Here is a 25,269-nt window from a genome sequence, read left to right as displayed (position 1 = left end):
GCGCAGGCTTCACGGCCTAGTCCCGCGGCTTGCGGGGTTTGCCGGGCCCCTTGGGGCCTTTGGGGGCTGTGGGGTCCCAGGGCTTCTTCGGTCCCTTGGGACCGGCGAAGCCGGCGCCCGGGGGACCCGAGCGGGGGCCACGGGACGGACCCCTGTCGGGGCGGGCCTCGCCTCGCATATCCGGGCGCGAGTCCGGGCGGGGGCCGAAGTCGCGGCGGGGCGGCCGACCTTCACCACCTTCGGGCCGCCCGCGGGGCGGACCACTCCGACGGGGCGGCGCAGCGCCGGGAGGCTCGCTGGCCTCGACGGGGATTTCGGCGGTCGAGCCCGCAGCCTTGATCGCCTCGCGGAAACGCTCCTCGGCGGCCTTGGAGATCTCGAACTTCGTCTCGCGGTCGAAGATGCGGATCTGGCCGATATCCTTCTTGGTCACGTGACCCAGGCGGCAGATCATCGGCAGGATCCACTTGGGATCGGCGTTCTTGCTGCGGCCGACGGGCATGCGGAACCAGACGCCGTCGGAGATGGCCTCAGGCCGGGGGCCGCGCTCGGGCCGGGCAGGGCGCGGCTCTGACGGCGAGCGGTCGCGCACATCGTCGAACAGCTCTTCCGGGGCCGGCATCCGCGAGCGGTGCAGACGCACCAGCGCCGCGGCCACGGCCTCGGGGCCACGGTCGGCCAGCAGCTTCTGGGCGAGCGTCAGGTCCTCGCCGGTCAGGGCCTCGTTCAGCATCGGATCGGCCAGCAGGCGTTCCTGGTCGCGCAGGCGGATCTCTTCGCCGGACGGCGGTCCGACCCACTCGGCCTCGACGCCCGCCGAGGCGAGCAGCTGTTCGGCCTTGCGACGCCGGGTATAGGGCACCACCAGCACCGAAACGCCCTTGCGGCCGGCCCGGCCGGTGCGGCCGCTGCGGTGGAGCAGGCCGGCCTTGTTGACCGGCAGTTCGGCGTGGATGACGAGACCGAGGTCGGGCAGGTCCAAGCCGCGGGCGGCGACGTCGGTGGCCACGCAGGCCCGCGCATGGCCATCGCGCAGGGCCTGCAGGGCGTCGGCTCGCTCCTTCTGGCTCAGTTCGCCCGACAGCTGCACCGCCGAGAAGCCTCGCTCGCGCAGGGCGCCGTACAGGTGGCGCACCGCCTCGCGCGTGGCGCAGAAGATCAGGGCCCCGGGGGACTCGTAGTAGCGCAGCAGGTTGACGACGGCCTTCTCGACCTCGTTGGGGGCGACGCGGACGGCGCGATAGGCGATGTCCCCGTGGGCCTCGTCGCGGCGGGTGGTGTCGATCCGCGTGGCGTCCCGCTGATAGCGTCGGGCCAGGGTGACGATGTCCTTGGCGATGGTGGCCGAGAACAGCAGGGTCTGGCGGGTGATCGGCGTCGAATCGAGAATCTCTTCCAGGTCCTCGCGGAAGCCCAGGTCGAGCATCTCGTCGGCCTCGTCCAGCACCGCGACCTTCAGGGCCGACAGGTCCAGGTTGCCCCGTTCCAGGTGGTCGCGCAGGCGGCCAGGGGTGCCGACAACGATGTGGCAGCCGGCGCCCAGGGCGCGCTGCTCGCGCCGCGCGTCCATGCCGCCGACGCAGGTGACCACACGGGCCTTGGCGTTGGCGTAGAGCCATTCCAGTTCGCGGCTGACCTGCAGGGCCAGTTCGCGGGTCGGCGCGATCACCAGCGCGAGCGGCGGGCCAGCCTGGCTGAAGGTTTCGGCCTCACCCAGCAGGGTGGTGGCGGCGGCGAGGCCGAAGGCGACGGTCTTGCCCGACCCGGTCTGGGCCGACACCAGCAGGTCGCGGCCCTCCGGCGCCTCCAGCACGGCGGCCTGGACGGGGGTAGGGGTCGCATAGCCCTGCGCCTCGAGCGCCCGGCTGAGCGCCGGATGCGTGGCGGGAAATGACATCGGAATCCTCTTTCCGGTGGCGGCTCACGCCGGTCGGCGCGCGCCTTTTGATCTGATATCGCCTGAGAAGGTGGTGCCGGTTGCAGGACTCGAACCCGCGACCTTCGGTTTACAAAACCGCTGCTCTACCAGCTGAGCTAAACCGGCGAACCTTGGAATATCAAAGAGATCATCGTGCGGCCTCATCCTGTTCCGCTCCCTTGGGGAGCACGCATGGGACACTGGACGTAGCCGCAAGACGTTTGTTGCGGCGACCGATGCCACGTCGTCGCACCGGCGCCAAGGGCGAATACCCCGCCGCGGCGTTGCGACACTGGCGGTTGCGCGCGCCGGCTCGGCCTCACGGCGGCCTAGGAGCGCCTGCTCGGTCGAGAGCCGACCCATTCGAGCACCTGCTCCACAATCTGGTCAGGAGTCTGGCCAGCCTGCACGACGATCACCGTTTCGTCGGAGGCGGGCGGCTCCAGGGCCGCGAGTTGGCTGGCCAGGAGGGAGCGGGGCATGAAGTGTCCGCTGCGGCGCGCCAGTCGCTCGGCCAGAAGCTGAGGCGCGGCCTGGATGAAGACGATGGCCAGGTCCTCAACGCCCCTGCGTAGGCGGTCGCGGTAGGCCCGCTTGAGGGCCGAACAGGCCACCACAGCCGGCGCGCCATCCCTCTGCCTAGCCTGCATCCACTCCGAAACGGCCGCCAGCCAGGGTCGCCGATCCTGGTCGTCCAGGGGTTCGCCCCGCGCCATCTTGGCGTGGTTGGCCGGAGGATGCAGGTCGTCGGCGTCCAGAAAGGCCCAGTCCAGCCGCTCGGCCAGCCGGCTGGCGATCGTCGTCTTGCCGGCGCCGGAAACGCCCATCACCAGAATGATCGGGGCTGGGGTCATGAGTGTCCTAATGATGAAGGCGCCTTGCGGCAGCGTGCGGCGGAACCGCGGCCCGCGTCAGACCTTTCCCCCACATGCAGCACGACGGGCCAGACGACCTCAAGGGCCAGGTGATCGCCATCACCGGCGCCTCCGCAGGCGTGGGGCGCGCCACGGCCCTGGCGGCGGCGGCTCGCGGCGCCTCCCTGTTGCTGATGGCGCGCAGCCCGGCGGCTCTGGAAGACGTGGCCCGGCAGGCCCGCGCGCTCGGCGTCAGCGTCGAGATCGCACCGCTCGATGTGAGCGACGCAGAGGCCGTGCGGCTGGCCGCCCGTCGCGGCGAGCAGGCGCTGGGTCCCATCGACGTCTGGATCAACAGCGCCATGGTGACGGTCTTTTCACCCATCGCCCGGCTGGCGCCGGAGGAGGTCGCCCAGGTCACCGGCGTCACCTATCTGGGATCGGTCCACGGCGTCCTGGCGGCCCTCGACGTCATGCGCGGCCGCGGCCGCGGGGTAATCGTGCAGGTCGGCTCGGCTCTGGCCTATCGCGGCATCCCCCTGCAGGCGCCATATTGCGCCGCCAAGCACGCGGTTCGCGGATTCCTGGATTCTCTGCGCGCCGAGCTCATTCACGAGGGCAGCGGGATCAAGGTGTCCGAGGTGCATCTGCCGGCGGTGAACACCCCTCAGTTCGACTGGGCGCGGGCCCATACCGACCGACGACCCAAGCCCGTGGGCGCCATCCACGCGCCCGAGGTCGCCGCCGACGCCATCCTGACGGCGGCGCGCCATCCCCGGCGCGAATACTGGCTGGGCGCCAGCACGGCGCAGACGATCCTTGGGCAGTCGGTCGCCCCACAACTCATGGACCGGCTCATGGCCCGCATGGCCTGGGAGGGCCAGTTCACCGACGAGACCTTCCCTCCGGGATACCAGGACAATCTCTTTCACACGGTCGAGGGACCGCACCGCACCGAGGGCCGCTTTAGCCGGGCGCAGCAATCTACCGCCCCCCTGGTCGCCGGGGGCCTGGCGCGGATGGCGGTGATCGCCGCCGGCGCCGCGGGCTTCGCCGGGTTAGGCCTTCTGATCGGCGGGTTCATCGGGTGATGACGCCTGGTCGCGGGGTTGATTGGGTCGCGCCGCCCCCTTGCGACGGGCCAGGTTGAACGCCGTATCGATGATGGCGAAATGCGAAAAGGCCTGGGGAAAATTGCCCAGCTGCCGGCCGGCCTTTGGCTCGTACTCCTCGGCCAGCAGGCCAAGATCGTTGCGAAGGCCGAGCAGGCGATCGAAAAGCGCTTCGGCCTCCTCCCGGCGCCCCTGGAGCAGAAGGTTGTCCGCCAGCCAGAAGCTGCAGGCTAGGAACACACCCTCGTCGCTCTCCAGGCCGTCATCGGTCCGTTGGGGGTCATAGCGCAGGACGAGGCCGTCACGGGTCAGCCGGGCCTGGATGGCGGCGACCGTCGAGACCATCCTGGGGTCATCGGCCGGCAGGAACCCCACCAGGGGGATCAGCAAGACCGAGGCGTCCAGGGCCTCGTCGCCATAGGACTGCACGAAGGCGCCCGCCGTTTCGTTGTAGCCTTTTGCGCAAACCTCCCTGTGGATCTCATCGCGCAGGGTCCGCCAACGGTCCACCGGCCCCTGCTGGCCGAGGTCTTCCACGGCCCGCACCGCCCGGTCGAACGCCACCCAGGCCATGACCTTGGAGTGCACGAAGTGACGGGGGCCGCCGCGCACTTCCCAGATGCCCTCGTCAGGTCGCCGCCAGACCTGTTCCAGGTGAGCCAGCAAGGCGGTCTGCAAGGCCCAGTCGTCTTCGCGAAGCTCGAGATCGAAGGCGCGGGCCTGATGCATGGTGTCCATGATCCAGCCGAAGGCGTCGATCTGGAACTGGCGGGCGGCGCCGTTGCCGATCCGCACTGGCGTGGAGCCTTCGTAGCCCGGCAGCCAGCCGACCTCCCGTTCTTCCAGGCGCCGCTCGCCGGCGAGCCCATAAACCGGCTGAATTTCGTCAGGCTCTCCGGCCATGGCCCGCAGCACCCACTCGCACCAGGCCTCGGCTTCCTTGCGATAGCCGGCGTTCATCAGCGACAGCATGGAGAACGAGGCGTCCCGTAACCAGCAGAACCGGTAGTCCCAATTGCGGGCGCCGCCGATCTGCTCGGGCAGGGAGGTGGTCGGCGCCGCGATGATCCCGCCGGTGGGCGCATAGATCAGCGCCTTGATGGTGATGAGCGAACGGTTCACCGCCTCGCCCCATGCGCCTTGGTAGCGGCTCTTGGCCACCCAGCCGCGCCAGTAGGCGAGCGTCCGCTGTAGGGCGGCCTCGGGATCGCAGGGCTCCGGCGTATAGATGTGGGAGGGTTCGTAGTGCAGCACGAAGTTGATGGTCTCGCCTTCATCCACCTCGAAGGCGGCGCGGACATCGCCCTCGCCGATATCGACCGGGCAGGGCGGCCGGAGGATCACCGAATGGGGGCCGGCCACGGCCCGAACCTCGCCGGATGGCGTCCGCTGAAGCCACGGCTTGACCGCGCCATAGTCGAACCGGGGGCGCAGCAGCAGGCTCAACCGGCTGCGTCCCTTCAGGCCAACCACCTGGCGGATAAGGCGGGGGTCGTCCTGGCGGGGCTCCATGAAGTCGATGACCCGATAGCTGGCGCCATCGAGGCATTCGAAGTCATGCTCCAGAACGAGGCTGCCCTCGCAATAGCGCCGCGAGATCGGGCGCGCGCCGTCGGCGGCGATGCGCCAGAACCCGTGCTGTTCTTCGCCGAGCAGCGCCGCGAAACATGCTTCGGAATCGAAGCGGGGCCAGGCCAGCCAGTCGATGGAGCCGTTGCGGCTTACCAGGGCGGCGCTCTCGCCATCGCCGATCAGGCCATAATCCTCGATCCGCTGCATCGCTCCCCCGGCTTCCCCTCGCCAACCTTGCGGGCCGTCACCCCTGATTGGGCCTAACGACTGGGGCGCCGTTGGGTTCTAAGATCGAGCCTTTCACTGTCGGACCCGGCCGAGACTTGCGGGCGCAAGTGAGCGAATGGACCCTGGCGGCCCTGGACGGCGCCCGGTCCGATCGGGTTCAGTAGCGGGGGCTGCGCGCCTCGACGCCGCGTGGCGGGGAGGGACCATGGCGAACTGGACCAACTGGTCGGGCAGCGTGCGGGCTGAGCCGGCGCAATTTGCCCAGCCGAAGACCCTGGCGGAACTGCAGGATCTGGTGCGCGGGGCCGGCAAGGTGCGCGTCGTCGGCGCCGGCCACTCCTTTACGCCGCTCTGCGAAACCGACGGCCTGCTGCTGAACCTGTCGGAGCTGGAAGGCGAACTGGTGGTCGCGCGGGACCGCCAGACCGTCACCGCCCCGGCCGGCTGGAGCCTGAAGCGCCTGACCCGCGCGATGTGGGACGAGGGACTCTCCCTGCCCAACCAGGGGGACGTCAATCCGCAGTCCCTGGCTGGCGCGCTGGGCACCGGCACGCATGGCACCGGGCGGGAGCTGGGCAGCCTGTCCACCTTGGTTCAGGGGATGCGCTCGGTCATGGCCGACGGGTCGGTGGTGGAGACCAGCCGCACCGAGAAGCCCGACCTGTTCGAAGGCCAGCGCCTGTCTCTCGGCCTGTTCGGCGTGGCCGTGGCCGCCACCATCGATGTCCTGCCGGCCTACAGGCTGGAGGAGCGGGTCGAGAAGAAGCCCATGGCCTGGGTCTATGAGAACTTCGCCGACCTGGCCCAGCGCCATCGCCATGCGGAATTCTTCGTCTTCCCCTATGCCGATGAGGCCATCGTCAAGACGCTGCACCCCATCGAGGCCGAGGACACGCCGAGGGGCAAGCCGAGCAACGAGGAGGACATCTTCCGCTTCTGCTGCGACATGACCAAGGCCTTCCCCTTCCTGGCCGGACCCATCCAGAGGTTCATGACTGGCGCATCGGGGGATGTGCACAAGGTGGGCCCGGCCTACCGGATCTTTCCCTCCACCCGGAATGTCCGCTTCGAGGAGATGGAGTACGAATTGCCGCGGGAGGCCGGCCTGCCGGCGCTCAGGGAGGCCATCGCCTGGATCCGCAAGGGCCGACGGCCGGTGGCCTTCCCCTTCGAGTTCCGCTGGGCGGCGGCCGACGACATCTGGATCAGCCCTTTCAACCGGGGGCCGGGCGCATCCATCTCCATGCACCAGTACGCCAAGATGGCCTGGCGCGAGGTCTTCGCGGCCGCCGAGCCCATCTTCCGCAGCCACAGCGGCCGGCCCCATTGGGGCAAGCGGCACTTCCTGACGCGGGACGAGGTCGACGGCCTCTATCCCCTGGCCGGGCGCTTCCGCACGGTGCGGCGGGCGACCGATCCTGACGGCAAGTTCCTCAATCCCCACCTCGCCGAACTCTTCAGCTAGGCCGGAGGCCCCATGACCGCCCTTTCCGACGACCGCCGCCTGCACGGCCACCTGATCGGCCAGCAGGGCTCCCGCCGGGCGCTCAACACCCCGGTGCTGGTGCTGGACCTCGACGTGCTGGACCGCAACATCGCGACGATGGCCGAACTGGCGGCCAAGGCCGGCATCCGCCTGCGCCCCCACGCCAAGACCCACAAGAGCGTCGACGTCGCCCGCCGACAGGTGGCCGCCGGCGCCGTCGGCCTGTGCTGCGCCAAGCTCGGAGAGGCCGAGGTGTTGGCTGAGGGCGGGATCGAGGGGCTGCACATCACTTCGCCGGTGGTTTCAGGGCCGGCCATCGCCCGCCTGATGGCGCTGAACGCCCGGACCGAGCGCCTGTCGGTGGTGGCCGACCACCCGGACAATGTGGCCGCCCTGGCCGCCGCCGCGTCGCCCGAGCGGCCGCTCGGCGTGTTCGTCGACATCGATCCGGGCATCCGCCGTACGGGCGTGGTCTCCGACGAGGCCGCCGTCGCCTTGGCGCGCCAGATCGCCGAAGCGCCGGGCCTCACCTATGAGGGGGTGCAGAAGTACTGCGGCAGGGAGCAGCACATCGAAGCCTATGACGAACGCCGCGAGGCCATTGTGGCCCAGACCGAGGCGCTGCGGGTTACGATCGAGGCGCTGGCGGCCGCAGGCCTCGCCCCCCCGGTGGTGACGGGCGGCGGCACCGGCACCCACCGGATCGACCTGGAACTCGGCGTCTTCACCGAGTGGCAGGTGGGCTCCTACGTCTTCATGGACGATCAGTACGCCGCCTGCGCGCTCACGGCCGACGGGCCTTCACCCTACGGTCGCAGCCTGTTCGTCGACGCCCGCGTGGTCAGCGCCAATCACACAGCCCTGGTCACAGTGGACGCCGGCTTCAAGGCCTTTTCCACCGATGCCGCCCCGCCGCAGGTCGTGGCCGGGGCCCCCGAGGGGGCCAGGTTCGCGTTCATGGGTGACGAGCAAGGGGCGGTTATTGCGCCGGGGATCGGCGAGACTCTCGCCATCGCCGACCTGGTCACCCTGGCCGTGCCCCACTGCGACCCCACCGTGAACCTCTATGACAGCTATCATGTGGTGACCGGCGACGCCCTGGCCGACATCTGGCCGGTGAGCGCGCGGGGCCGCAGCCGCTGATCGGCCTCAGCCCTTCAGGGTGGCGTCGAACAGGTCGAACAGCTCGCGCCAGTGCCGCTCGGAGGCTTCGGCGTCATAGGCGGCCATGTCGGCGGGCGCATAGCCATGGCGTGCGCCGGGATAGATGACCACCTCGGCCTCGACGCCGGCCGCCTGCAGCGCCGCCTCAAGCCGGACCTTCTGCTCGGGCGGAAAGCTGCGATCCTCGTCGGCGCCGGCCACCAGCACGCGGGCCTTGATCTGGTCGGCCTGCCGGTGCGGGCTGTCGGGCTCGTCGGTGGCCAGGTTGCCGCCGTGGAAACTGGCGGCCGCCGCGATGCGGTCGGGGAAGGCCGCAGCGGCCCGCAGGGCGATCCCGCCGCCCATGCAATAGCCGGTCAACCCCACCTTGTCGGCCTTGGCCCGCGGCTCCTGGTCGAGCCAGGCCAGGGCGCCTTCGGTGTCGACCATCTGGGCCTGGGGGTTGGTGGAGGCGCGCAGGCGGCCGAAGGCCTCGCGCCGCGCCTCGTCGTTGCGGATCGTGGCCATGTCGATGGGTTCATAGGGGCCGGCGCGCCAGTAGAGGTCGGGCATCACCACCACATAGCCGTGGGCGGCCAGGCGCTCGCCCATGTCGAACAGGGCCGGCCGGATGGCGGGTGCGTCCATGTAGAAGATCACGCCCGGCCAGGGTCCTTCGCCGGCGTCGGGCGTAAAGGCGAAGGCGCGCATGGCGCCGTCCTTGGTCGGAATGCTGATCTCCTGGCGCATGGGTCGTCCTCCTTGCTCTTGTCTGTCCAGCGATAGTCGGCCGATGCGGCGCTTTCGCAAAGGGCGCGGCGTGGGAGCCTCGACAACCGTCCTGGCTTTCCCGCGCGGGATCGGCTCCCCTGGTCAAAACAGGAAACCCTCGGGAGACGCGCCATGAAGTTCGAGGACTATCGCCGCCACGACATGACCGCCCTGGCCCAGCTTGTCGCCAGCCGGGAGGTGTCGGCCACCGAGCTGCTCGACACGGCCCTGGACCGCGCCGCTGCGGTGAATCCGCGGATCAACGCCATCACCCACGATCTGGCCGACTTCGCCCGGGCCGAGATCGCGCGGGCGCCCCAGGGTCCGTTCGCCGGCGTACCCTTCCTGCTGAAGGACCTGGGCGCCCAGCTGGGCGGAACCGCCACCACCAGCGGCTCGCGCGCCTTCAGGGATGTCCGCGCCGAGACCGACAGCGCCATCGTCACGGCCTATCGCCAGGCGGGCCTGGTGATCTTCGGCAAGACCAATACGCCGGAGTTCGGCCTGGCCCCGGTGACGGAGCCTGCCCTGTTCGGCGCCACCCGCAATCCCTGGAACCTGGACCACACGCCGGGCGGCTCGTCCGGCGGAGCCTCGGCGGCGGTGGCGGCCGGCATCACGCCCGGCGCCCACGCCAGCGACGGGGGCGGATCAATTCGTGTTCCGGCGGCGTCCTGCGGGCTATTTGGTCTGAAACCCTCGCGCGGTCGGGTGTCCTTCGCCCCGGCGGGGGAGGGGTGGGCCGGCGCCTCCATGCAGCATGCGCTCACCCGCTCGGTGCGCGACAGCGCCGCCCTGCTGGACGTGGTCTGCCAGCCGCAGGTGGGCGACCCCTATTTCCTGGCGCCGCCGGCGCGGCCCTTCGCCCAGGAGGTCGGCCGCGATCCCGGTAAGCTGCGCATCGCCTTCACCACCGCCTCCCTGGCCAGCCCGGAGCTGGACCCCCAGTGCGTCGGCGCCGTGCGCGACGCCGCGGCCCTCTGCGAGAGCCTCGGCCACCATGTGACGGAGGCGAGCCTGCCGGGCGATCTGGCGGCCCTCTCGCAGGCCGCGGGCGTGATCATCGCCGCCAGCGTCGCCGCCACCCTGGACGCCGAGGCCGAGCGGCGTGGCCGGCCCATCGCCGAGGACGAGATCGAGTTCACCACCTGGATGAGCTACCGCCGTGGGCGCGAGCTGTCGGCGCCGCAATACGTCCAGGCCGTGGCCGCCGTGCACGCCTTCGGCCGGGCCGTGGCCGGCCTGTTCGCCGACTATGACATCCTGCTCTTGTCCACCACCGGTCGGCCGCCGCCGCCCGTGGGCTGGCTGACCGAGGATCTCAGCCAATATGCCCGGCGGCTCTTCTCCTTCATGAGCAACACCCAGGCCTTCAACAATACCGGACAGCCGGCCATGAGCGTGCCCCTGGCCTGGAGCGAAGAGGGCCTGCCCATCGGCCTGCAGTTCGTAGCCCCCATGGGGGAGGAGGCGCGTCTCTTCCGCCTGGCCGGCCAGCTGGAACAGGCCCGGCCCTGGTTCGACCGGGTGGCGCCGCTTTGAGGACATGGACATGAGGATTCGCCTCGCCGAGGCCACCGACCTGTCCCGCGCCCCCACCCGGTGGACCGCCGAGGCCCGAGCCTTCACCGCAGGTCCGAGCCCGGCCCGTCCTACGGCGGGGGCGCCCCCAGCCCGGCGCGGAAGGCGCTCAGCAACCGCCAGCCCTCGGGCCAGTCGCCGAGGCCGCTGGCGGCGTTGAGATGTCCGAGAGCGCCCATATCGACGAATCCGGCCCCCCAATGGACCGCCAAGCGGCGCGCCACCGGCAGGGGGCAATAGGGATCGTCGGCGCTGGCCACGACGAGGCTGGGAAAGGGCAGGGGCCCTGTCGGCGCCCGGGCGAAGCTCGCCGCCTCGGGGGGATAGTGCGGGCTCGCCTCGTCAGGGGGCGCGACCAGCACGGCGCCGCTGGCCGCCGCCGGCCGGTCCTTCGCCCAGTGCGCCACCAGCAGGCAGGCCATGCTGTGGGCCACCAGCACCGGCGGCTCGCCCGCCTCGCCGACGGCGCGGTCCAGGGCGGCGATCCAGTCGGCAAGGTCCGGCGCCGTCCATGAGGCGGGCGCCAGACGCATGGCGCTCGGCTCGAAGCCTTCCCAACGGGTGTGCCAGTGGTTTCGCCCGGACCCGCCCAGTCCCGGCAGCATGATCAGCCGCGCCATCGGCTCGCCCCTGTTCTAAAGTCCAGGCGCAGAGGATCGGCATCACAGGGAGGGTTGAACATGGATGATCATCGGCGAAGGGCGGCCGTTTCCGATGATTTCAAGGCGAACGCAGGGCGGAGCCTTAAGGGCGAGGTCGACGGGGTCGACCTCGCCATCCTGGAGGCGCTGCAGGAGAACGGCCGCCAGCCCCTGTCCGAACTGGCCCGACAGATCGGCATGTCCCAGCCCTCAGTTTCCGAGCGGGTCAAGCGGCTGGAGGAGCGCGGGGTGATCACCGGCTATGGCGCGCGGATTGATCCCACCCGCCTGGGCCTGCCGATGATGGCGCTCATCCGCCTGCGCACCACCCATGAGCACATCCGCGCCTGTCTCGACCGTTTCGCCGCCATGCCGGAGGTGATCGAGGCGCACAGGCTGACGGGAGAGGACTGCTTCCTGCTGAAGGTGATCGTGCCGACGCCCGGCGACCTTGAGTCCCTGGTGGACGGCATCGCCCGCTTCGGCCCGGTGACCACATCCCTCGTGCTGCGCAGCGAGCCGCCCAAGGCCATCGGCCGCGCCCTCGTGCGCAAGGCGGCTCGGACAGGCTAAAGGCGGCGCGGCGTTTTCTAATGGCGGGGGCTGGGGCGGCGCCTATGCTCGCCGCCATGACTCGTCCGCACATCCTCTACGGCCTGCCGCATTCGCTCTACACCGGTCCCGCCCGGGCCTATTTGCGCAAGGCGGGTGTCGCCTTTGTCGAACGTGCGCCGCGCGAGCCGGAGTTTCGCCAGCAGGTCATGCCGGCCATCGGCCGCTCGATCATCCCGGTGCTGGTGACGGCCGAGGGCGAGATCATCCAGGACAGCGTCGACATCATCGACCATTTCGAACGGGCGGGTCCGGCGCTCAGCGCCTATCCCGACAGCCCGCGCCAGCGGTTCCTGGCCCACCTCTTTCAGCTGTTCGGCTCGCAAGGGCTGCTGCGCGCGGCCATGCATTACCGCTGGAGTTATTACGACGCCCAGAGCGCCTTCCTGGATCACGCCTTCGGCGTCTCGGGGGCCGAGGACGACCCCAGCCGCGGGGCGATGCGCAAGATGCAAAGCTACCTGCCCGGCCTGGGCGTGCGGCCTGACACCATCCCGCTGATCGAGCAGGGCTATGCCGATCTGCTGGCCGCGCTGGAAGCGCATCTGTCGGTCCATCCCTATCTGTTGGGCGGCCGGCCGAGCATTGGGGACTACGGACTGTTCGGCCCGCTGTTCGCCCATCTGGGCCGCGATCCGGTTCCGGCCGACATCATGAAGCGCCAGGCGCCGGCCGTCTTCCGCTGGATCGAGCGCCTGCATGCGCCCGACCTGGACATTCCGGACATGCGAGAGGCTGACGGATGGCTCCTCGGCGACGCGGTGCCTGACACGCTGGAAGCCCTGGTCGCCGAAATGGGGGCGGAAATGGGCGCGGAGCTCGGCGCCAAGCTCGCCGCCCTGGAAGATCACTATCAGCGCCTGGCGCCGGCCGACGGCGATCCGGTCAGCGCCAAGCCGCACCAGCGGACCATTGGCCTGGCGGCCAGCCGCTATCGCGGGGTTCCCGACGAGGTCGGTGTGCAGCCCTATCTGCTTTACATGGTGCAGCGGACCGAGGCGGCGCTTGGCGCGCTGTCGCCCCAGGATCGCCGCTGGGCCGACGACCTGCTGGCGCGGAACGGGCTGTCGGCGATCGGAACGCCGCGGCAGGCGCAGGTGGACCGGCGCCATCACATCGAGGTCTGGGCGCGTCCCTGACCCGCGACCTATCCTAGCGGCCCATCCACGGCTTGGACTTGGACGAGGACTGGTGGGCGGCGGCCTGTTCGCGCTGGAAGCGCCCGCCCCGGGGCGGCTTTGGCTTGGCGTCGAGGGCGGCCTTCTTCAACCGCAGGGCGCGCTGGATCGGGGTCTCGTCCTCGGGACCGTCGTCGGCAGGCGTGTCGTTCATTTCTTGGATCCGGCGTCGAGGTCGGGGCGGGCGGCCAGGAAGGCGGCTCGCTCGGCGGCGCTGAGCACCTTGCCGGGTTTCTGGCGCGACACCCGCGGCTTGGGCGGCGCATAGACCCCCATGGGCGGGGCCGGCGGCTTCAGATCGGACAGTCGTTTGGGCGGCGGCTTCATGGGGTCATCGCGGCGTGAAGGCCCCCCGATTCCAGGGCCGGCCCACCTATGACACATCAGGCGCCGGGCGTCCGCCTGCGCATGTTCAGCAGATAGACCGCGATCACGCCGGTGGCCACCAGGCCGATCAGCAGGGTGGAGATGGCGTTGATCTCCGGGCTGACGCCCAGGCGCACGGCGCTGTAGATGCGGATGGGCAGGGTGGTGGCGCCGGGGCCTGTGGTGAAACTGGCGATGACCAGATCGTCCAGGGACAGGGTGAAGGCCAGCATCCAGGCCGCCGCCACGGCAGGCGCGATATTGGGCAGGGTCACCATGACGAAGGCCTTCCAGGGCGGGGCGCCCAGGTCGCGGGCGGCCTCCTCCAGGGCCTCGTCGAACGAGACCAGGCGGGCCTGCACCACCACCGTGGCGTAGCAGAGGGTGAGCGTCGTGTGGGCGATCGTCACCGTCCAGAAACCCCGGGGCAGGCCGACCGACACGAACAGCAGCAGCAGGGAGAGGCCCAGGATCACCTCGGGCATGACCAGGGGCGCATAGGTCATGCTGGAAAACAGGGTGCGGCCGCGGAACCGGCCAGCCCGCACGAGGCCGAGCGCCGCCAGGGCGCCCAGGATGGTGGCCAGGGTGGCGGACACGAAGGCCACCCGGAGGGTGACCCAGGCCGCGGCCAGGAGCTGTTCGTTCTGGAAGAGGCTCGTGTACCAGCGGGTGGAGAAGCCGCCCCAGACGGTCACCAGCCGGCTGGCGTTGAACGAATAGATCACCAGCAGGAGGATGGGCAGGTACAGGAAGCCCATGCCCAGCGTGACGGCGGCGATGTTGAAGGCGCTGGGTCCCCGCCGCATCAGCGCTGCTCCATCATCTTGGTCTGCTGGCGCTGGAAGAGCACGATGGGGATCACCAGGGTGGCCAGCAGCACGATGGCTACGGCGCTGGCGGCCGGCCAGTCGCGGTTGGAGAAGAACTCCGTCCAGATGGTCTTGCCCAGCATCAGGGTGCCAGAGCCCCCCAGCAGGTCCGGGATCACGAACTCGCCGACCATCGGGATGAAGCAGAGCAGGGCGCCAGCCGCCACCCCGGGCAGCGACAGGGGGAAGGTCACCCGCCAGAAGGCCTGGAATGGCGTGCAGCCCAGGTCGGCGGCGGCCTCCAGCAGGCTGTCATCCTGCCGCTCCAGCACCGCATAGAGCGGCAGGACCATGAAGGGCAGATAGGCATAGACTAGCCCGATATAGACCGCCGTGTCGGTGTTCAGGATGTCCACGGGCGGCAGACCCACCTGGGCCAGGGCCATGTTCAACAGGCCGGCCGGCTTGAGGATGGCGATCCAGGCGTAGACCCGGATCAGGAAGCTCGTCCAGAAGGGCAGGATCACCGCCATCAAGAGCGCCTGGCGCACGCTGGGCCGGCACCGAGCCATGCCATAGGCCAGCGGATAGCCGGTCAGCAGCAGGATCGCCGTCGCCACGGCGGCGAACTTCAGGCTCGAAAGATAGGCCGCCAGATAGAGGCCGTCCTGGCCCATGCGGGCATAGGCCTCCAAGTCCAAGGCGCGCACGAAGGCCACGACGCCGCCTAGGCCTGCGCCCCAGTCGAGCTTGGGCGCATAGGGCGGGATGGCGAGGACCACGTCCGACAGAGAGAGCTTGGCCACCAGCAGGAACGGCGCAAGGAAGAACAGGCCCAGCCACAGATAGGGCAGGAAGGCCGCGCGGGCCTCCCAGCTCGGCCTCCCCCGGGGACGTCCCAGCCGTCTCCAGGGGCGGCGCGGGCGCGGGGCGCCCGTGACGCTCATCGGGTCAGGACCACGGCCGAATCCGGCGCAAAGGTCAGCCAGACCTTGTCGTCCCAGTCGACCGGGCGGTCCACCACCCGGGAAGCGTTGGCCCTTGCGGCTCGGATGGTCCGTCCGCCAGGCAGCTCCACCAGATAGGTCGTCCAGTCCCCCAGATAGCCGATGTCGGCCACCTGGCCCTCCAGGCGGTTGGGGCCGGGCGGCGGCGGGTCCAGGTGGACGCGCATCTTCTCCGGCCGCACCGCCAGCCAGGCGGTGGAGCCCACCAGGACCTCGTCGTCCTCGATGGCCTCCAGGCCGTCCGGCGCCTCGGGGCTGGCCAGGCGGATGATGTCGCCGTCGTCCTCGGTAACCCGGGCCTCGAACAGGTTCACATCGCCGATGAAGTCGGCGACATAGCGGGAATTGGGCGCCTCATAGACCTCGGCCGGCCGGCCGATCTGGGCCAGTTGGCCGGCCCGCATCACGGCGATGCGGTCGGCGGTGATCATCGCCTCCTCCTGGTCGTGGGTGACGATCAGGAAGGTCATGCCCAGCCGCTGCTGCAGGGCCATCAGCTCGAACTGGGTCTCCTCGCGCAGCTTGCGGTCCAGGGCGCCCAGGGGCTCGTCCAGCAGCAGCATCTTGGGTTTGGGCGCGATGGCGCGGGCCAGGGCCACCCGCTGCCTCTGGCCGCCGGACAGCTGGTGGGGCTTGCGGTGGGCCAGGCCCTCCAGGCGCACCAGGGCCAGCATCTCATCCACCCGGGCGGCGACCTCGTCCTTGGGCCTCTTCTGCTGGCGCAGGCCAAAGGCGATGTTCTGGGCCACGCTCAGGTGCGGGAACAGGGCGTAGGACTGGAACATCATGTTGACGGGCCGCAGGTGCGGCGGCTGGCCCGCCAGATCCTGCCCGGCCAGGGTGATGCGTCCGGCGTCGGGGGTCTCGAAGCCGGCCAGCATCCGCATCAGGGTGGTCTTGCCGCAGCCGGACGGCCCCAGCAGGGCGAAGAACTCCCCCTCATAGATATCCAGGGACACCGCATCGACGGCGGTTTCGCCGCCGAACCGCTTGGTCACCTGGTCAAAGCGCACCAGCGGCTTGGCCAAGGGGTCCGCCCAGGGGGCGAAGCTCGACCGCACCGCGCCGATGTTCAAACGCGGCTTGGCGTTCACGAAAGGTCGAGCTCCCTGCTCGGCGCAGAACCCGTCACTGGCCCGTCTGGACCCGGGTCCAGAGCCGGTTCACCTCGCGAACCAGCGCCTGATCCTTGGCGGTGGTGACGAACAGGCGGCCCATCACCTCGTCGCTGGGATAGATGCGCGGATCGTCCCGCACCTCGGGGTCCACCAGGGCGGTGGCCGGCTCATTGGCGTTGGCGTAGGCGGTGTAGTTGGACGCCGTGGCGATCACGTCGGGACGCAGCATGAAGTCCAGGAAGGCGTAGGCCGCGTCCGGATTGGGGGCGTCCACCGGAATGGCGAAGACGTCGAACCACACCTGGCTGCCCTCACTGGGGATCACATAGTCCACCTCGACGCCGGCGCCGGCTTCCTCGGCCCGGTCAGCCGCCTGGAAGATGTCGCCGGAATAGCCGATGGCCACGCAGATATCCCCGTTGGCCAGGCCATTGACGTATTCCGAGGAGTGAAACTTGCGCACATGCGGGCGCACGGCCAGCAGCATCTCGGTGGCGGCCTCATAGTCGGCCACGGAGGTCGAGTTGGGATCCTTGCCCAGATAGTTCAGGGCCACGGCGTACATGTCTTCCGAAGCGTCCAGGAAGTGGACCCCGCAGTCGGCCAGCTTGGCCATGTTCTCGGGCTTGAACAGCACGTCCCAGGAATCGATGGTCACGCCGGGCAGGCGCTCAGCCACCATCTGCGGATTGAAGCCGATGCCGATCGTGCCCCACATATAGGGCACGGTGTAGCGGCCGCCCGGATCGAACGGCTCCATATAGGCCATGATCTTGGGCGACAGATTGCCGATGTTGGCCAGCTTGGACTTGTCGAGCTCGGCGAGGGCGCCGGCCTCGATATAGCGCGGGATGTTGTGGTTCGACGGCGTGACCACGTCATAGCCGGTACCGCCCTGGAGCATCTTGGTCTCCAGCACCTCGTTGGAATCGAAGGTGTCGTAGACGACCTTGAGGCCCGTATCGCTGGTGAAGGCCTCCAGCAGCTGGGGGTCGATATAGTCGGACCAGTTATAAATCCGCACGGTCTCATTGGCGCTTTCGCCCTGGCCACAGCCGCCAAGGCCCAGCAAGGCCGCCATGCTGGCCGCGGCCAGTCCCGTCTTCACACCCCAAGCCCGCATCTCGATCTCCCTGATCAGCCCAACCTCAGCTTATAAGGCCGATGGCGCTGCGGTTAAGAGCCCATTCGGCGCCGTCCGTTCCGGAGCGTCCCGATGCCATCGATCCTGGCGCCCGGCCCGACGCCCCTGACTTCGCTCGCCGGCCCATCGTTCTGCTGGCGTTTTCCAACATATTCGTGACGTCGACCTGGCACGGCCACCTTTTGAGTACGGCTTGGCCGTGCCGGGAGACCGCATCGGGCGCGGCTTCTGTGCCCGGCCGCGCTGAAGATCATGCAGGAGGTGATCACGCCCACCACCTTCGCGGCCTTTTCCGTGTTGCATCTGGGCGAGAGATCCACCTGGAGCCACGCCATCTGTTTTGCCTGATCGCGGCGGCGGCGTTGTACATCTTCAAGGGACCGATCCGGGTCTGAGACGCCTCGCCATGGTCTCGGCTTTTGGCAAGCCGGACGCGGCGCCATATAAGCCCGCCCTCACGACCTCTCACAAACGAGCCGGCAGACCTCATGTCCCGCATCCTCATCACCTCGGCCTTGCCCTACATCAACGGGATCAAGCACCTGGGGACGCTCGCGGGCTCCATGTTGCCGGCCGACGTCTATGCGCGGTTCCAGCGGTCCCGGGGCCGCGAGACCCTCTATATCTGCGCCACCGACGAACACGGCACGCCCACCGAGCTGGCGGCGGCCGAGGCGGGCGTTGACCCGGCGACCTTCTGCGCCCAGCAGCATGAGGTGCAGGCTGAACTCGGTGCAAGGTTCGGCCTCTCCTGGGATCATTTCGGCCGTTCGTCCTCGTCGCAGAACCACCGGCTGACCCAGCGCTTCGCCCAGACCCTGTGGGAGGCCGGCCTCATCGAGGAGAAGGTCACCCAGCAGGTCTATTCCAACGCCGACAAGCGCTTCCTGCCCGACCGCTATGTGATCGGCACCTGTCCCCACTGCGCCTATCCGGCCGCCCGCGGCGACCAGTGCGAGAACTGCACCCGCGTGCTCGACCCCGCCGACCTGATCGCGCCGCGCTCGGCGGTCTCGGGCTCGGACGACATCGAGATCCGGCCCTCCAAGCACCTCTTCCTTCGCCAGAGCCTGTTCTCCGACAAGCTGCGCACCTGGATCGACGGCAAGAAGGGCGACTGGCCGCTGCTGGTCACCTCCATCGCCCTGAAATGGCTGGATGAAGGCCTGCAGGACCGCGGCATCACCCGCGATCTCGAATGGGGCGTGCCGGTCAACGCCGCCGACTGGGGCCCCAATCCGGATGGCGCTACGCCGGACGTGGACGGCCTGGCGGGCAAGGTCTTCTACGTCTGGTTCGACGCCCCCATCGAATATATCGGCGCCACCTGGGAATGGGCGGACGCGCGGGCGAGGGAAGACGGGACCTTTGTCGACCTCTCGACACCCGGAGACATGCGCTACGGGGATTTCATCGGCGCGCTGAATACGCAGACCAACCAGTGGCAGCGGTGGTGGCAGCTCCCCGCCGCGGCGGACGTCACCTACGTGCAGTTCATGGGCAAGGACAACGTGCCCTTCCACACCGTCGGTTTCCCTACCACGATCATGGGGGTGAACGATCACGTCGAGTCGGACAGCGGCGGTCATGCTCCTACGTGGAAGTTGGTCGACCGACTCAAGGGCTTCAACTGGCTGGACTATTACGGCGGCAAGTTCTCCACCTCGCAGAAGCGCGGCGTGTTCATGGACCAGGCGCTCGAACTGTTGCCTGCCGACTACTGGCGCTGGTGGGTGGTGGCCAATGCGCCCGAAGGGTCTGACGCCACCTTCACCTGGGAGCAGTTCCAGACCCAGGTGAACGCCGACCTGGCCGATGTGCTGGGCAATTTCGTCAACCGCATCCTGAAGTTCACCGAGACCCGCTTCGAGGGCGTCGTACCTGAGGGCGGTGAGCCCGGCGAGCTCGAGATCAAGCTGGCCGCCGACGTCTCCGCCAAGCTCGCCGAGTTGACCGAGCTGATGGAAACCATGGAGATGCGCAAGTCGGCTCAGGCGCTGCGCCAGCTCTGGGTGCTGGGCAACCAGTACCTGACCGAGGCCGCGCCCTGGACCGCCATCAAGACCGATCGGGACCGCGCCGCCGTCGCCGTCCGCACCGGGCTGAACCTGGTGGCCCTGTTCGCCAAGGTGTCCGAGCCCTTCATCCCTTTCGCCGCCGAGAAGATCGCCGGCGGGGTGGGCGAATCCTTCCCGGGCCGCTGGCCGCAAGGCGACGGCGCGGCCCTGCTGAACGTGTTGCAGCCGGGGACGAAGGTCGCCGCGCCTGACGTCCTGTTCCGCAAGATCGAGGACGTCCAGGTGGCCGAGTGGCGCGAGCGGTTCGGCGGCGAGGTCGAGCCGGCCTAGGCCTGTTCGGCAAGCCAGTCGCACAGGCCTAGGGCTGCGGCGCGGCCGGTGGCGAAGCTTGCCTGCAGCAGGTAGCCGCCGGTGGGCGCCTCCCAGTCCAGCATCTCGCCGGCGGCGAAGACGCCCGGGCGCGCCCTGACCATCAGGCGATCGTCCAGGCCCTCGAACCTCAGCCCGCCGGCGCTGGAGATGGCCCGGTCCAACCCCGCCACGGCGGTGAGCGGGACGGGGACGGCCTTGATCGCCGCAGCCAGGCCCACCGGGCTGCGGGGCAGGTCGGCGCCGAAGGCTTCCCGCAGAAGGCCGATCTCGACGGGGGAGAGCTTCAGCATCTTGCGCAGGCGGTTGGACAGGCTGTCGCCGGCCCGGCCGCCGATCAGGCGCGAGGCCAGGTCGCCCCGGCGCATGTCCGGCCGCAGGTCGAAGAGGAGCTGTCCCTGGCCGCCGTTCGCCAGGGCGCGGCGGATCTCGCTGGACAGGGCGTAGATCCCGCCGCCCTCCAGCCCATAGGCGGCCACCATCGCCTCACCCCGGACGGTATGCTCGCCAAAGGTGAGCGCGACAGCCTTGAGCGGCGCGCCGGCGAATCGCTGGGCGAAATCGGGGCTCCAAGGGGCCCGCACGCCCATATTGGCCGGGGCGAAGGGGGCGATGGGCGCGCCGACGTGCCTCAAGGTGTCCGCCCAGGCGCCATTGGCGCCGAGCCTCGGCCAGCTCGCCCCGCCCAGGGCCAGCACCGTGGCGGCGGGCCGGGCCTCCACCTCGCCCACAGGCGTGGCGAACCTCAGGACGCCGTCTTCGCCCCAGCCGGACCAGTCGTGGCGCAGGTGAAAGCGCACGCCCGCTGCGTCCAGCCGGCCGAGCCAGGCCCGCAGCAGCGGTGAGGCTTTCAGGGCGCGGGGGAAGACCCGCCCGCTGGAGCCGGCGAAGGTCTCCTGGCCCAGCCCCTCGGCCCAGGCGCGCAGAGCCTGCGGATCAAAGGCCGCCACGGCGTCGCCGAGCCGGTCGCTGGCCTCGCCGTAGCGGGCGACGAGGTCTTCCAGGGGTTCGGAATGGGTGAGGTTCAAGCCGCCGCGGCCGGCCATCAGGAAGCGCCGCCCCAGGCTCGGCATGCGCTCATAGACGTCCACCGACAGGCCCTGGGCGACCAGGGTTTCGGCGGTCATGAGACCGGCTGGCCCGCCGCCGATGACGGCGACGTTGGGCTTGGGCGAATTCATGGACTTAGAACCAGTTCAGGTCTGCGCGGGTCCCATCGACCTCGACGCCCTTGAGCCGGGCGCGGCCATCCTGGCCGATGGAGACGATGGCGAAGGCGGCGGGGCCGCCCGGCTGGCCGGCCTCGCGCAGGGACTCCTCCAGCGCCACCGCCTCGTCCTGGTCGGCATAGAAGCGGTCGACGCCGACATCCAGGGTGACGAAGGTCTCGCGCACGCGGTCGTCTTCCGGGACCGCGCCATCCTTCGGGACCCGCGGCGGGGCGGCGAAGGCCTGGCGACAAGAGGCGTCGCCGCGTACGGCCAGCGGCCCGTGGCGCAGGGCGGCCTGACGGCTGGCGCCGGCGCCGGTGACGCGGTGATTTCCCTCCGGGGTGGGTGACAGGGCCACCCAACTCTCGTCGCCGCCGTAGTGGGCTTCGAGATCCGGTGGGCAGTCCTGGCCAGGCGGCAGGGCCTCGGTCAGCTGCAGGGCCGCATAGTGCCCGCTGAGCAGGCTGCGCGGATCGACCGCCTCCATGGCCAGCCGCACCTCCTGGCCGCCGGCTCTGGCGCGATCTTCGCGCACCAGCAGGCCGACCAGGGCCAGGATCAGGAGGGTGGCGACCAGGCCGATCCGCAGGACCAGCGCCCTGGGGCTCGAAAATCGGTTCATGCCTTGGCCCTCCCGCGACGAAGCAGGGCCCCGGCCACCAGCGCCAGGACGGCGCAACCGGCGAAGACGCCGGCTGCGGTCATGAGGCCGAGACCCAGGTCCATCAGGATGGCGCTGACCGCGCCGAGGGCGGCCAGCACGCCTGCGGCCGTGACGGCGCCGATCCGGTCATGCAGACCCAGGGCGATCACGGCGCCCGACAGGATCAGCCAGGCCAGGCGATGGATCAGGCCCAGAGTCTCGTCGGCGAAACCTGCGACGGCGAAGGCGAGCAGGGCGCCGGCCACCATCCAGGCATAGGTGACGCCGGCGGCGCGCAGGTCGCGTTCGCTGGCCCAGCGGCCGGCGCCTGCCGCGATGGCGAAGGCGGCGGCCAGGGCGAGATAGGCCGCGGGCTTCATATCGGGTGCGGCGAACAGCCAGCCGACCACCATGGCGGGCCCCGCCAGATGGCCCAGGCTGCGGCTGCGCCAGGCCAGGGCCAGCAGCACGCCGGCCGGGGCTGCAATGGCCAGCCAGCGGAGCTGCAATCCGAACAGCCCCTCAGGGCCGGCGAAGTCGCCCAGGGCGATCAAGGCCACCGAGACGATGGCCGCCGCATTGGCGCGTCCGGCCAGGGCCAGCAGGGCCGCCGCCAGGCCCGCGCCACGCAGGGCGGCCTGCGGATCGCCGGCCAGGTCGAAGATCTGCCCGGTCAGGCCGATGGCCCCGGCATAGATCAGGGCGGCGACCCCCAACAGCACGTCCCGCACCAGGGGACGTCCGCGCAGAGCGGCCCAGGCGGCGCCCGCACAGGTGACGGCGAAGATGCTGAGGATCAGGGCGAAGCGGGCCAGACGGGGAATGGCGTCCCAGTTGGCGGCGACGAAGGCGATGGCGGCGAGGCCGGCCAGGATGGCGCCCATGACCGCCAGGGCGATCCCGGCGTCGAGGCGGCGGGCCTCGGCCACGCTGTCCAGGATGGGTTGGCGGGATTCCGGGGCGACCAGACCCTGGTCGACCCAGCGGTCGAGGTCTTCGCTCAGTCGCGCCTTGTAGCCCGCCATGTCGCGCTCCGACCAAAGGGAAGGGGCCCAGGCGCGAACGCCCAGGCTACCCGACTAGTGGAGGCGGTGTTCTGCCGCCTCCTCAGGCGAGATGTCCAGGAAGCCCGGCATCACGGCGTTGTAGGAGTCCACATTGTCGAGCTTGACCACGGCGTTGCGGTGGCCTTCCCAGACCATGGACAGGGCGACATAGAGCACCACGGCCAAGCCGATATAGCCGATCCACCGGTACTTGTGCAGCAGGCTGGCGATGTAGCTGGCGGCCACGCCCATGAGAGCGATGGAGAGGATCAGGCCGAAGACCAGGATGCCAGGATGCTCGCGGGCGGCGCCGGCCACGGCCAGCACATTGTCCAGCGACATGGACAGGTCGGCGATCAGGATCTGGACGAAGGCGGCGCGGAAGCTCTTGACGGGGCGGGCGGTCGGCTCGGTGGCCGGATCGCCGTCGAGCACGGCTTCGGCGTCGGCCTCGTCATGGACGGCCTGCTCGCGCAGTTCCTTCCACATCTTCCAGCAGACCCACAGCAGCAGCAGCCCGCCGGCGAACAGCAGACCGATGATGCCGAGCAGTTGCGTGGTGATCAGCGCAAAGCCGATCCGCATGATCACCGCCGCGATCAGGCCATAGAGGATGGCCTTCTTGCGCTGGGCCGCGGGCAGGGCGCCGGCGGCCAGGCCCACGGCGACGGCGTTGTCGCCGGCCAGGACGAGGTCGATCAAAAGGACCTGGAAAAGGGCGGTTAGGGCGGGGCCGTATTCGGCGAGCAATGACTCAAACATGGTCGCCTCAATGCGACAGGCCCAGGGCCGTCGCAACGCCTATTCTTACGGTCTGCTATAGAATCTTTATGGGATTCCGGAGAGCGCATTCCCTAAAGGCGGAATCCGGGTCTGTGTGCGAAACGCGCCCAAGCCTCAGGGCTAGGCGCTGCCGACGACCAGACGATTCCGTCTGGTCGCGGCGTCCGCTAGGCGGGTTCTGGCTCTCGTTCAGGCGTCTCGGCTTCAGCCTCGGACTCAGCCTTGGCTTCGGCCTCATCCTCCGCCTTTTCGCGATGATGGGCGTAGGCGGTGGCCGCCACAGCCCCGGCCGCGGCCGCGGCGAGGGGGGCGGCCAGACCCGGTCCGCGATCATCGTCGTGATCGTTGTGGCTTTCGTTCGTTCCATAGCCATAGGTCTGGAAGCGCCGCCGACGCTGGGCCTGCTTGCGCGAGGTGGCGTTGCGGGAGATGGCGGCCAGGATCAGAACCGCAGCCAGAACAGCCAGGGCCAGCAGGATATTGCGCGTGGAAAGGCCGTCCTGTTCGGCGGCGGCTCCGGCGTCATCGGCCGCCGTGCGGGCCGCCTCGACGGCCTGTTCGGCCAGTTCGCCAGCCTCCTGCGCGGCCTCACCCGCCTGCTCGGCGGCCTCGCCGGCGTCGGGCGGCGTAATCTCGCGGTCCCAGAACTTGAACCGCTCGAGGAAGCTGAAAAATCCTCCGCTCTTCTTTTCGGGGGCTTCGATGTCGGCCGGCGCGCTCGGCGCCTGGGCGCTTGCGGTAGGCGCAGCGGGAGTCGGCGCGAGCTTGGGTTGGGGGGCCTTGGCGATAGGGCCGGGGGAGGCAGGCGCGGGAGTCGGCGTCACACGCTGGGCGACCTGGGGGGTAGCCGGCGCGATCGTGGGGCTTGGGGCCGCGCGAGGGACAGGGGCGACCCGGGCGTCGGCGCTATAGGGCCGGGTGCGGGCCTGAGCCTGAGCCTGAGCGCGGGCGGCGCTGGCGGCGCCATAGACGCGCTGGCGTTCGGCCGGGTCCATGTCCTCGGGATTGGCCACAGGCCGCATGGTGGTGACGAGCATGCCGTCGGCGCGGCGGAAGCGCACCACGGCGTCATTGCGAGCCTGCGCCGACCCGAGCGGGGACTGGGCGACGTCGCCTGGCGCCGGCGGCGGGCCGCCCATCAGGCCGGTTCCATCGTCCGCCGAGCCGGGCGCTGCGCCCATCAGCGGCGGCGGGGGCGGCGGAGCTTCAGCATAATAGTCGTTGTTCTGGGCGGAGGGGCCGGAGGGGGCGCTGCAACCGGCGACGGCGAGCAGTCCCGCCGTCGCTACGAGCCCGAGGCCCTGCTTGCCAAGCGTCTGCCTGAAGGTCCTGATCGCCATGGGACGTCCCCCTTCCCGTGTCTGATGTCGAATGCCGCTTCGATGGTTAACAACCAAACCACGACGTAACAGTGAAATCAAAGCCGGGAATCGGCCTGAGGGAACAAGCTTCGCCTCAGGGGCGAGGCCGGGAGGCCTCATAGAGGGCGATGGCGGCGGCGGCCGAGACGTTCAGGCTTTCGAATCCGCCGGGCATGGGGATCTTGGCCAGCACGTCACAATGCTCGGCCACCAGCCGCCGCAGGCCCGCGCCCTCCGATCCCATGACCAGCACGCTGGGCGCGCCGTCCATGGCCTGGTCGAGATTAACGGTGGC

The 25,269-nt window shown here is 69.8% G+C and carries 25 protein-coding genes and 1 tRNA gene; 8 read left to right on the top strand and 18 right to left on the bottom strand.

The features are described 5' to 3' along the window. Positions 1-16: 16 nt before the first annotated feature. The 3 genes from V7702_RS08890 to V7702_RS08880 form a co-directional block, all read right to left on the bottom strand. Positions 17-1,897 carry a DEAD/DEAH box helicase gene (locus V7702_RS08890; protein WP_335649760.1) on the bottom strand — a complete coding sequence of 627 codons (1,881 nt, stop codon included), beginning with the start codon at positions 1,895-1,897 and terminating at the stop codon, positions 17-19. A 71-nt stretch (positions 1,898-1,968) separates the two neighbouring features. Beyond that, a tRNA-Thr gene (locus tag V7702_RS08885) sits at positions 1,969-2,044 on the bottom strand. Positions 2,045-2,247: 203 nt separating this feature from the next. Next, positions 2,248-2,772 (bottom strand): gluconokinase, encoded by a 525-nt coding sequence (locus V7702_RS08880; RefSeq protein WP_335649759.1) that lies wholly within the window; start codon positions 2,770-2,772, stop codon positions 2,248-2,250. 74 nt (positions 2,773-2,846) lie between these two features. On the opposite strand from V7702_RS08880, the gene V7702_RS08875 reads away from it, so the two are divergent. Continuing rightward, positions 2,847-3,863 (top strand): SDR family oxidoreductase, encoded by a 1,017-nt coding sequence (locus V7702_RS08875; RefSeq protein WP_335649758.1) that lies wholly within the window; start codon positions 2,847-2,849, stop codon positions 3,861-3,863. On the opposite strand, the gene V7702_RS08870 is transcribed toward V7702_RS08875, so the two are convergent. Then, a complete protein-coding gene (locus V7702_RS08870) occupies positions 3,831-5,663 on the bottom strand; it encodes a glycoside hydrolase family 15 protein (RefSeq protein WP_335649757.1) in 1,833 nt (610 codons plus the stop codon). The two genes, V7702_RS08875 and V7702_RS08870, sit on opposite strands and share 33 nt — an antisense overlap. A gap of 226 nt (positions 5,664-5,889) precedes the next feature. On the opposite strand from V7702_RS08870, the gene V7702_RS08865 reads away from it, so the two are divergent. Together V7702_RS08865 and V7702_RS08860 are read left to right on the top strand one after the other, a co-directional pair. Then, a complete protein-coding gene (locus tag V7702_RS08865; RefSeq protein ID WP_335649756.1) occupies positions 5,890-7,149 on the top strand; it encodes a D-arabinono-1,4-lactone oxidase in 1,260 nt (419 codons plus the stop codon). Positions 7,150-7,161: 12 nt separating this feature from the next. After that, positions 7,162-8,313: a DSD1 family PLP-dependent enzyme gene (locus tag V7702_RS08860; protein ID WP_335649755.1), complete on the top strand. Its 1,152-nt coding sequence runs from the start codon at positions 7,162-7,164 to the stop codon at positions 8,311-8,313. A 6-nt stretch (positions 8,314-8,319) separates the two neighbouring features. On the opposite strand, the gene V7702_RS08855 is transcribed toward V7702_RS08860, so the two are convergent. Next, complete coding sequence (locus V7702_RS08855) at positions 8,320-9,063, bottom strand: dienelactone hydrolase family protein (protein ID WP_335649754.1); 744 nt, start codon at positions 9,061-9,063, stop codon at positions 8,320-8,322. Positions 9,064-9,216: 153 nt separating this feature from the next. Between V7702_RS08855 and V7702_RS08850 the strand changes: the two genes are divergently transcribed. Then, complete coding sequence (locus V7702_RS08850; RefSeq protein ID WP_335649753.1) at positions 9,217-10,626, top strand: amidase; 1,410 nt, start codon at positions 9,217-9,219, stop codon at positions 10,624-10,626. A 110-nt stretch (positions 10,627-10,736) separates the two neighbouring features. Here V7702_RS08850 and V7702_RS08845 read toward each other — a convergent pair whose 3' ends face one another. Further along, complete coding sequence (locus V7702_RS08845; RefSeq protein WP_335649752.1) at positions 10,737-11,285, bottom strand: RBBP9/YdeN family alpha/beta hydrolase; 549 nt, start codon at positions 11,283-11,285, stop codon at positions 10,737-10,739. Positions 11,286-11,345: 60 nt separating this feature from the next. On the opposite strand from V7702_RS08845, the gene V7702_RS08840 reads away from it, so the two are divergent. Together V7702_RS08840 and V7702_RS08835 are read left to right on the top strand one after the other, a co-directional pair. Then, on the top strand, positions 11,346-11,879 hold the full coding sequence (locus V7702_RS08840; protein WP_335649751.1) for an Lrp/AsnC family transcriptional regulator: 534 nt from the start codon (positions 11,346-11,348) through the stop codon (positions 11,877-11,879). Between the two features lie 56 nt (positions 11,880-11,935). Continuing rightward, positions 11,936-13,057, top strand: a complete 1,122-nt coding sequence (locus V7702_RS08835; RefSeq protein WP_335649750.1) for a glutathione S-transferase family protein — start codon at positions 11,936-11,938, stop codon at positions 13,055-13,057. 13 nt (positions 13,058-13,070) lie between these two features. Here V7702_RS08835 and V7702_RS08830 read toward each other — a convergent pair whose 3' ends face one another. From V7702_RS08830 to V7702_RS08805, 6 genes are read right to left on the bottom strand one after another with little or no spacing between them, the layout of a single operon-like run. Continuing rightward, positions 13,071-13,250: a hypothetical protein gene (locus tag V7702_RS08830; RefSeq protein WP_335649749.1), complete on the bottom strand. Its 180-nt coding sequence runs from the start codon at positions 13,248-13,250 to the stop codon at positions 13,071-13,073. After that, positions 13,247-13,423, bottom strand: a complete 177-nt coding sequence (locus V7702_RS08825) for a hypothetical protein (protein ID WP_335649748.1) — start codon at positions 13,421-13,423, stop codon at positions 13,247-13,249. Before V7702_RS08825 ends, V7702_RS08830 begins: the two co-directional genes overlap by 4 nt. A gap of 56 nt (positions 13,424-13,479) precedes the next feature. Further along, positions 13,480-14,271: an ABC transporter permease gene (locus V7702_RS08820; RefSeq protein ID WP_335649747.1), complete on the bottom strand. Its 792-nt coding sequence runs from the start codon at positions 14,269-14,271 to the stop codon at positions 13,480-13,482. Then, positions 14,271-15,221, bottom strand: coding sequence for an ABC transporter permease subunit (locus V7702_RS08815; RefSeq protein WP_335649746.1), 951 nt, complete (start codon positions 15,219-15,221; stop codon positions 14,271-14,273). The genes V7702_RS08820 and V7702_RS08815 overlap by 1 nt, the downstream gene beginning before the upstream one ends. Continuing rightward, positions 15,218-16,375, bottom strand: coding sequence for an ABC transporter ATP-binding protein (locus tag V7702_RS08810; RefSeq protein WP_335649745.1), 1,158 nt, complete (start codon positions 16,373-16,375; stop codon positions 15,218-15,220). The genes V7702_RS08815 and V7702_RS08810 overlap by 4 nt, the downstream gene beginning before the upstream one ends. 34 nt (positions 16,376-16,409) lie before the next feature. Continuing rightward, positions 16,410-17,522, bottom strand: coding sequence for a polyamine ABC transporter substrate-binding protein (locus V7702_RS08805; protein ID WP_335649744.1), 1,113 nt, complete (start codon positions 17,520-17,522; stop codon positions 16,410-16,412). Positions 17,523-17,795: 273 nt separating this feature from the next. On the opposite strand from V7702_RS08805, the gene V7702_RS16880 reads away from it, so the two are divergent. Together V7702_RS16880 and metG are read left to right on the top strand one after the other, a co-directional pair. Then, on the top strand, positions 17,796-17,891 hold the full coding sequence (locus V7702_RS16880) for a hypothetical protein (RefSeq protein ID WP_442958406.1): 96 nt from the start codon (positions 17,796-17,798) through the stop codon (positions 17,889-17,891). A gap of 140 nt (positions 17,892-18,031) precedes the next feature. Next, positions 18,032-19,891, top strand: coding sequence for a methionine--tRNA ligase (metG, locus tag V7702_RS08800; protein WP_335649743.1), 1,860 nt, complete (start codon positions 18,032-18,034; stop codon positions 19,889-19,891). On the opposite strand, the gene V7702_RS08795 is transcribed toward metG, so the two are convergent. From V7702_RS08795 to V7702_RS08770, 6 genes are all read right to left on the bottom strand, one after another. Next, entirely contained in the window at positions 19,888-21,111 is a 1,224-nt protein-coding gene (locus tag V7702_RS08795; RefSeq protein ID WP_335649742.1) for a TIGR03862 family flavoprotein, read from the bottom strand. The two genes, metG and V7702_RS08795, sit on opposite strands and share 4 nt — an antisense overlap. A 4-nt stretch (positions 21,112-21,115) precedes the next feature. Then, complete coding sequence (locus V7702_RS08790; protein ID WP_335649741.1) at positions 21,116-21,763, bottom strand: GDYXXLXY domain-containing protein; 648 nt, start codon at positions 21,761-21,763, stop codon at positions 21,116-21,118. After that, entirely contained in the window at positions 21,760-22,809 is a 1,050-nt protein-coding gene (locus V7702_RS08785) for a DUF2157 domain-containing protein (protein WP_335649740.1), read from the bottom strand. Before V7702_RS08785 ends, V7702_RS08790 begins: the two co-directional genes overlap by 4 nt. Before the next feature lie 54 nt (positions 22,810-22,863). After that, positions 22,864-23,592, bottom strand: a complete 729-nt coding sequence (locus tag V7702_RS08780) for a YjbE family putative metal transport protein (protein ID WP_335649739.1) — start codon at positions 23,590-23,592, stop codon at positions 22,864-22,866. 188 nt (positions 23,593-23,780) lie between these two features. Next, the gene (locus tag V7702_RS08775; RefSeq protein ID WP_335649738.1) at positions 23,781-24,953 is read right to left on the bottom strand and encodes a hypothetical protein; all 1,173 of its coding nucleotides are present in this window, start codon (positions 24,951-24,953) and stop codon (positions 23,781-23,783) included. 115 nt (positions 24,954-25,068) lie between these two features. Beyond that, positions 25,069-25,269, bottom strand: a 201-nt coding sequence (locus tag V7702_RS08770; RefSeq protein WP_335649737.1) for a TrmH family RNA methyltransferase, incomplete at its 5' end; no start/stop codon positions are given.

This window comes from Phenylobacterium sp. (assembly GCF_036963605.1).
Taxonomy (GTDB): domain Bacteria; phylum Pseudomonadota; class Alphaproteobacteria; order Caulobacterales; family Caulobacteraceae; genus Phenylobacterium.
Note: the sequence above shows the minus strand (reverse complement) of the source record. Positions and strands in the feature narration are given on the sequence as shown.

What these genes read in the sequence shown, in the direction of transcription:
- V7702_RS08890 (WP_335649760.1), bottom strand. Translation starts at nt 1,897, where the DNA reads ATGTCATTTCCCGCCACGCATCCGGCGCTCAGCCGGGCGCTCGAGGCG.
- V7702_RS08880 (WP_335649759.1), bottom strand. Translation starts at nt 2,772, where the DNA reads ATGACCCCAGCCCCGATCATTCTGGTGATGGGCGTTTCCGGCGCCGGC.
- V7702_RS08875 (WP_335649758.1), top strand. Translation starts at nt 2,847, where the DNA reads ATGCAGCACGACGGGCCAGACGACCTCAAGGGCCAGGTGATCGCCATC.
- V7702_RS08870 (WP_335649757.1), bottom strand. Translation starts at nt 5,663, where the DNA reads ATGCAGCGGATCGAGGATTATGGCCTGATCGGCGATGGCGAGAGCGCC.
- V7702_RS08865 (WP_335649756.1), top strand. Translation starts at nt 5,890, where the DNA reads ATGGCGAACTGGACCAACTGGTCGGGCAGCGTGCGGGCTGAGCCGGCG.
- V7702_RS08860 (WP_335649755.1), top strand. Translation starts at nt 7,162, where the DNA reads ATGACCGCCCTTTCCGACGACCGCCGCCTGCACGGCCACCTGATCGGC.
- V7702_RS08855 (WP_335649754.1), bottom strand. Translation starts at nt 9,063, where the DNA reads ATGCGCCAGGAGATCAGCATTCCGACCAAGGACGGCGCCATGCGCGCC.
- V7702_RS08850 (WP_335649753.1), top strand. Translation starts at nt 9,217, where the DNA reads ATGAAGTTCGAGGACTATCGCCGCCACGACATGACCGCCCTGGCCCAG.
- V7702_RS08845 (WP_335649752.1), bottom strand. Translation starts at nt 11,285, where the DNA reads ATGGCGCGGCTGATCATGCTGCCGGGACTGGGCGGGTCCGGGCGAAAC.
- V7702_RS08840 (WP_335649751.1), top strand. Translation starts at nt 11,346, where the DNA reads ATGGATGATCATCGGCGAAGGGCGGCCGTTTCCGATGATTTCAAGGCG.
- V7702_RS08835 (WP_335649750.1), top strand. Translation starts at nt 11,936, where the DNA reads ATGACTCGTCCGCACATCCTCTACGGCCTGCCGCATTCGCTCTACACC.
- V7702_RS08830 (WP_335649749.1), bottom strand. Translation starts at nt 13,250, where the DNA reads ATGAACGACACGCCTGCCGACGACGGTCCCGAGGACGAGACCCCGATC.
- V7702_RS08825 (WP_335649748.1), bottom strand. Translation starts at nt 13,423, where the DNA reads ATGAAGCCGCCGCCCAAACGACTGTCCGATCTGAAGCCGCCGGCCCCG.
- V7702_RS08820 (WP_335649747.1), bottom strand. Translation starts at nt 14,271, where the DNA reads ATGCGGCGGGGACCCAGCGCCTTCAACATCGCCGCCGTCACGCTGGGC.
- V7702_RS08815 (WP_335649746.1), bottom strand. Translation starts at nt 15,221, where the DNA reads ATGAGCGTCACGGGCGCCCCGCGCCCGCGCCGCCCCTGGAGACGGCTG.
- V7702_RS08805 (WP_335649744.1), bottom strand. Translation starts at nt 17,522, where the DNA reads ATGCGGGCTTGGGGTGTGAAGACGGGACTGGCCGCGGCCAGCATGGCG.
- V7702_RS16880 (WP_442958406.1), top strand. Translation starts at nt 17,796, where the DNA reads ATGCAGGAGGTGATCACGCCCACCACCTTCGCGGCCTTTTCCGTGTTG.
- metG (WP_335649743.1), top strand. Translation starts at nt 18,032, where the DNA reads ATGTCCCGCATCCTCATCACCTCGGCCTTGCCCTACATCAACGGGATC.
- V7702_RS08795 (WP_335649742.1), bottom strand. Translation starts at nt 21,111, where the DNA reads ATGAATTCGCCCAAGCCCAACGTCGCCGTCATCGGCGGCGGGCCAGCC.
- V7702_RS08790 (WP_335649741.1), bottom strand. Translation starts at nt 21,763, where the DNA reads ATGAACCGATTTTCGAGCCCCAGGGCGCTGGTCCTGCGGATCGGCCTG.
- V7702_RS08785 (WP_335649740.1), bottom strand. Translation starts at nt 22,809, where the DNA reads ATGGCGGGCTACAAGGCGCGACTGAGCGAAGACCTCGACCGCTGGGTC.
- V7702_RS08780 (WP_335649739.1), bottom strand. Translation starts at nt 23,592, where the DNA reads ATGTTTGAGTCATTGCTCGCCGAATACGGCCCCGCCCTAACCGCCCTT.
- V7702_RS08775 (WP_335649738.1), bottom strand. Translation starts at nt 24,953, where the DNA reads ATGGCGATCAGGACCTTCAGGCAGACGCTTGGCAAGCAGGGCCTCGGG.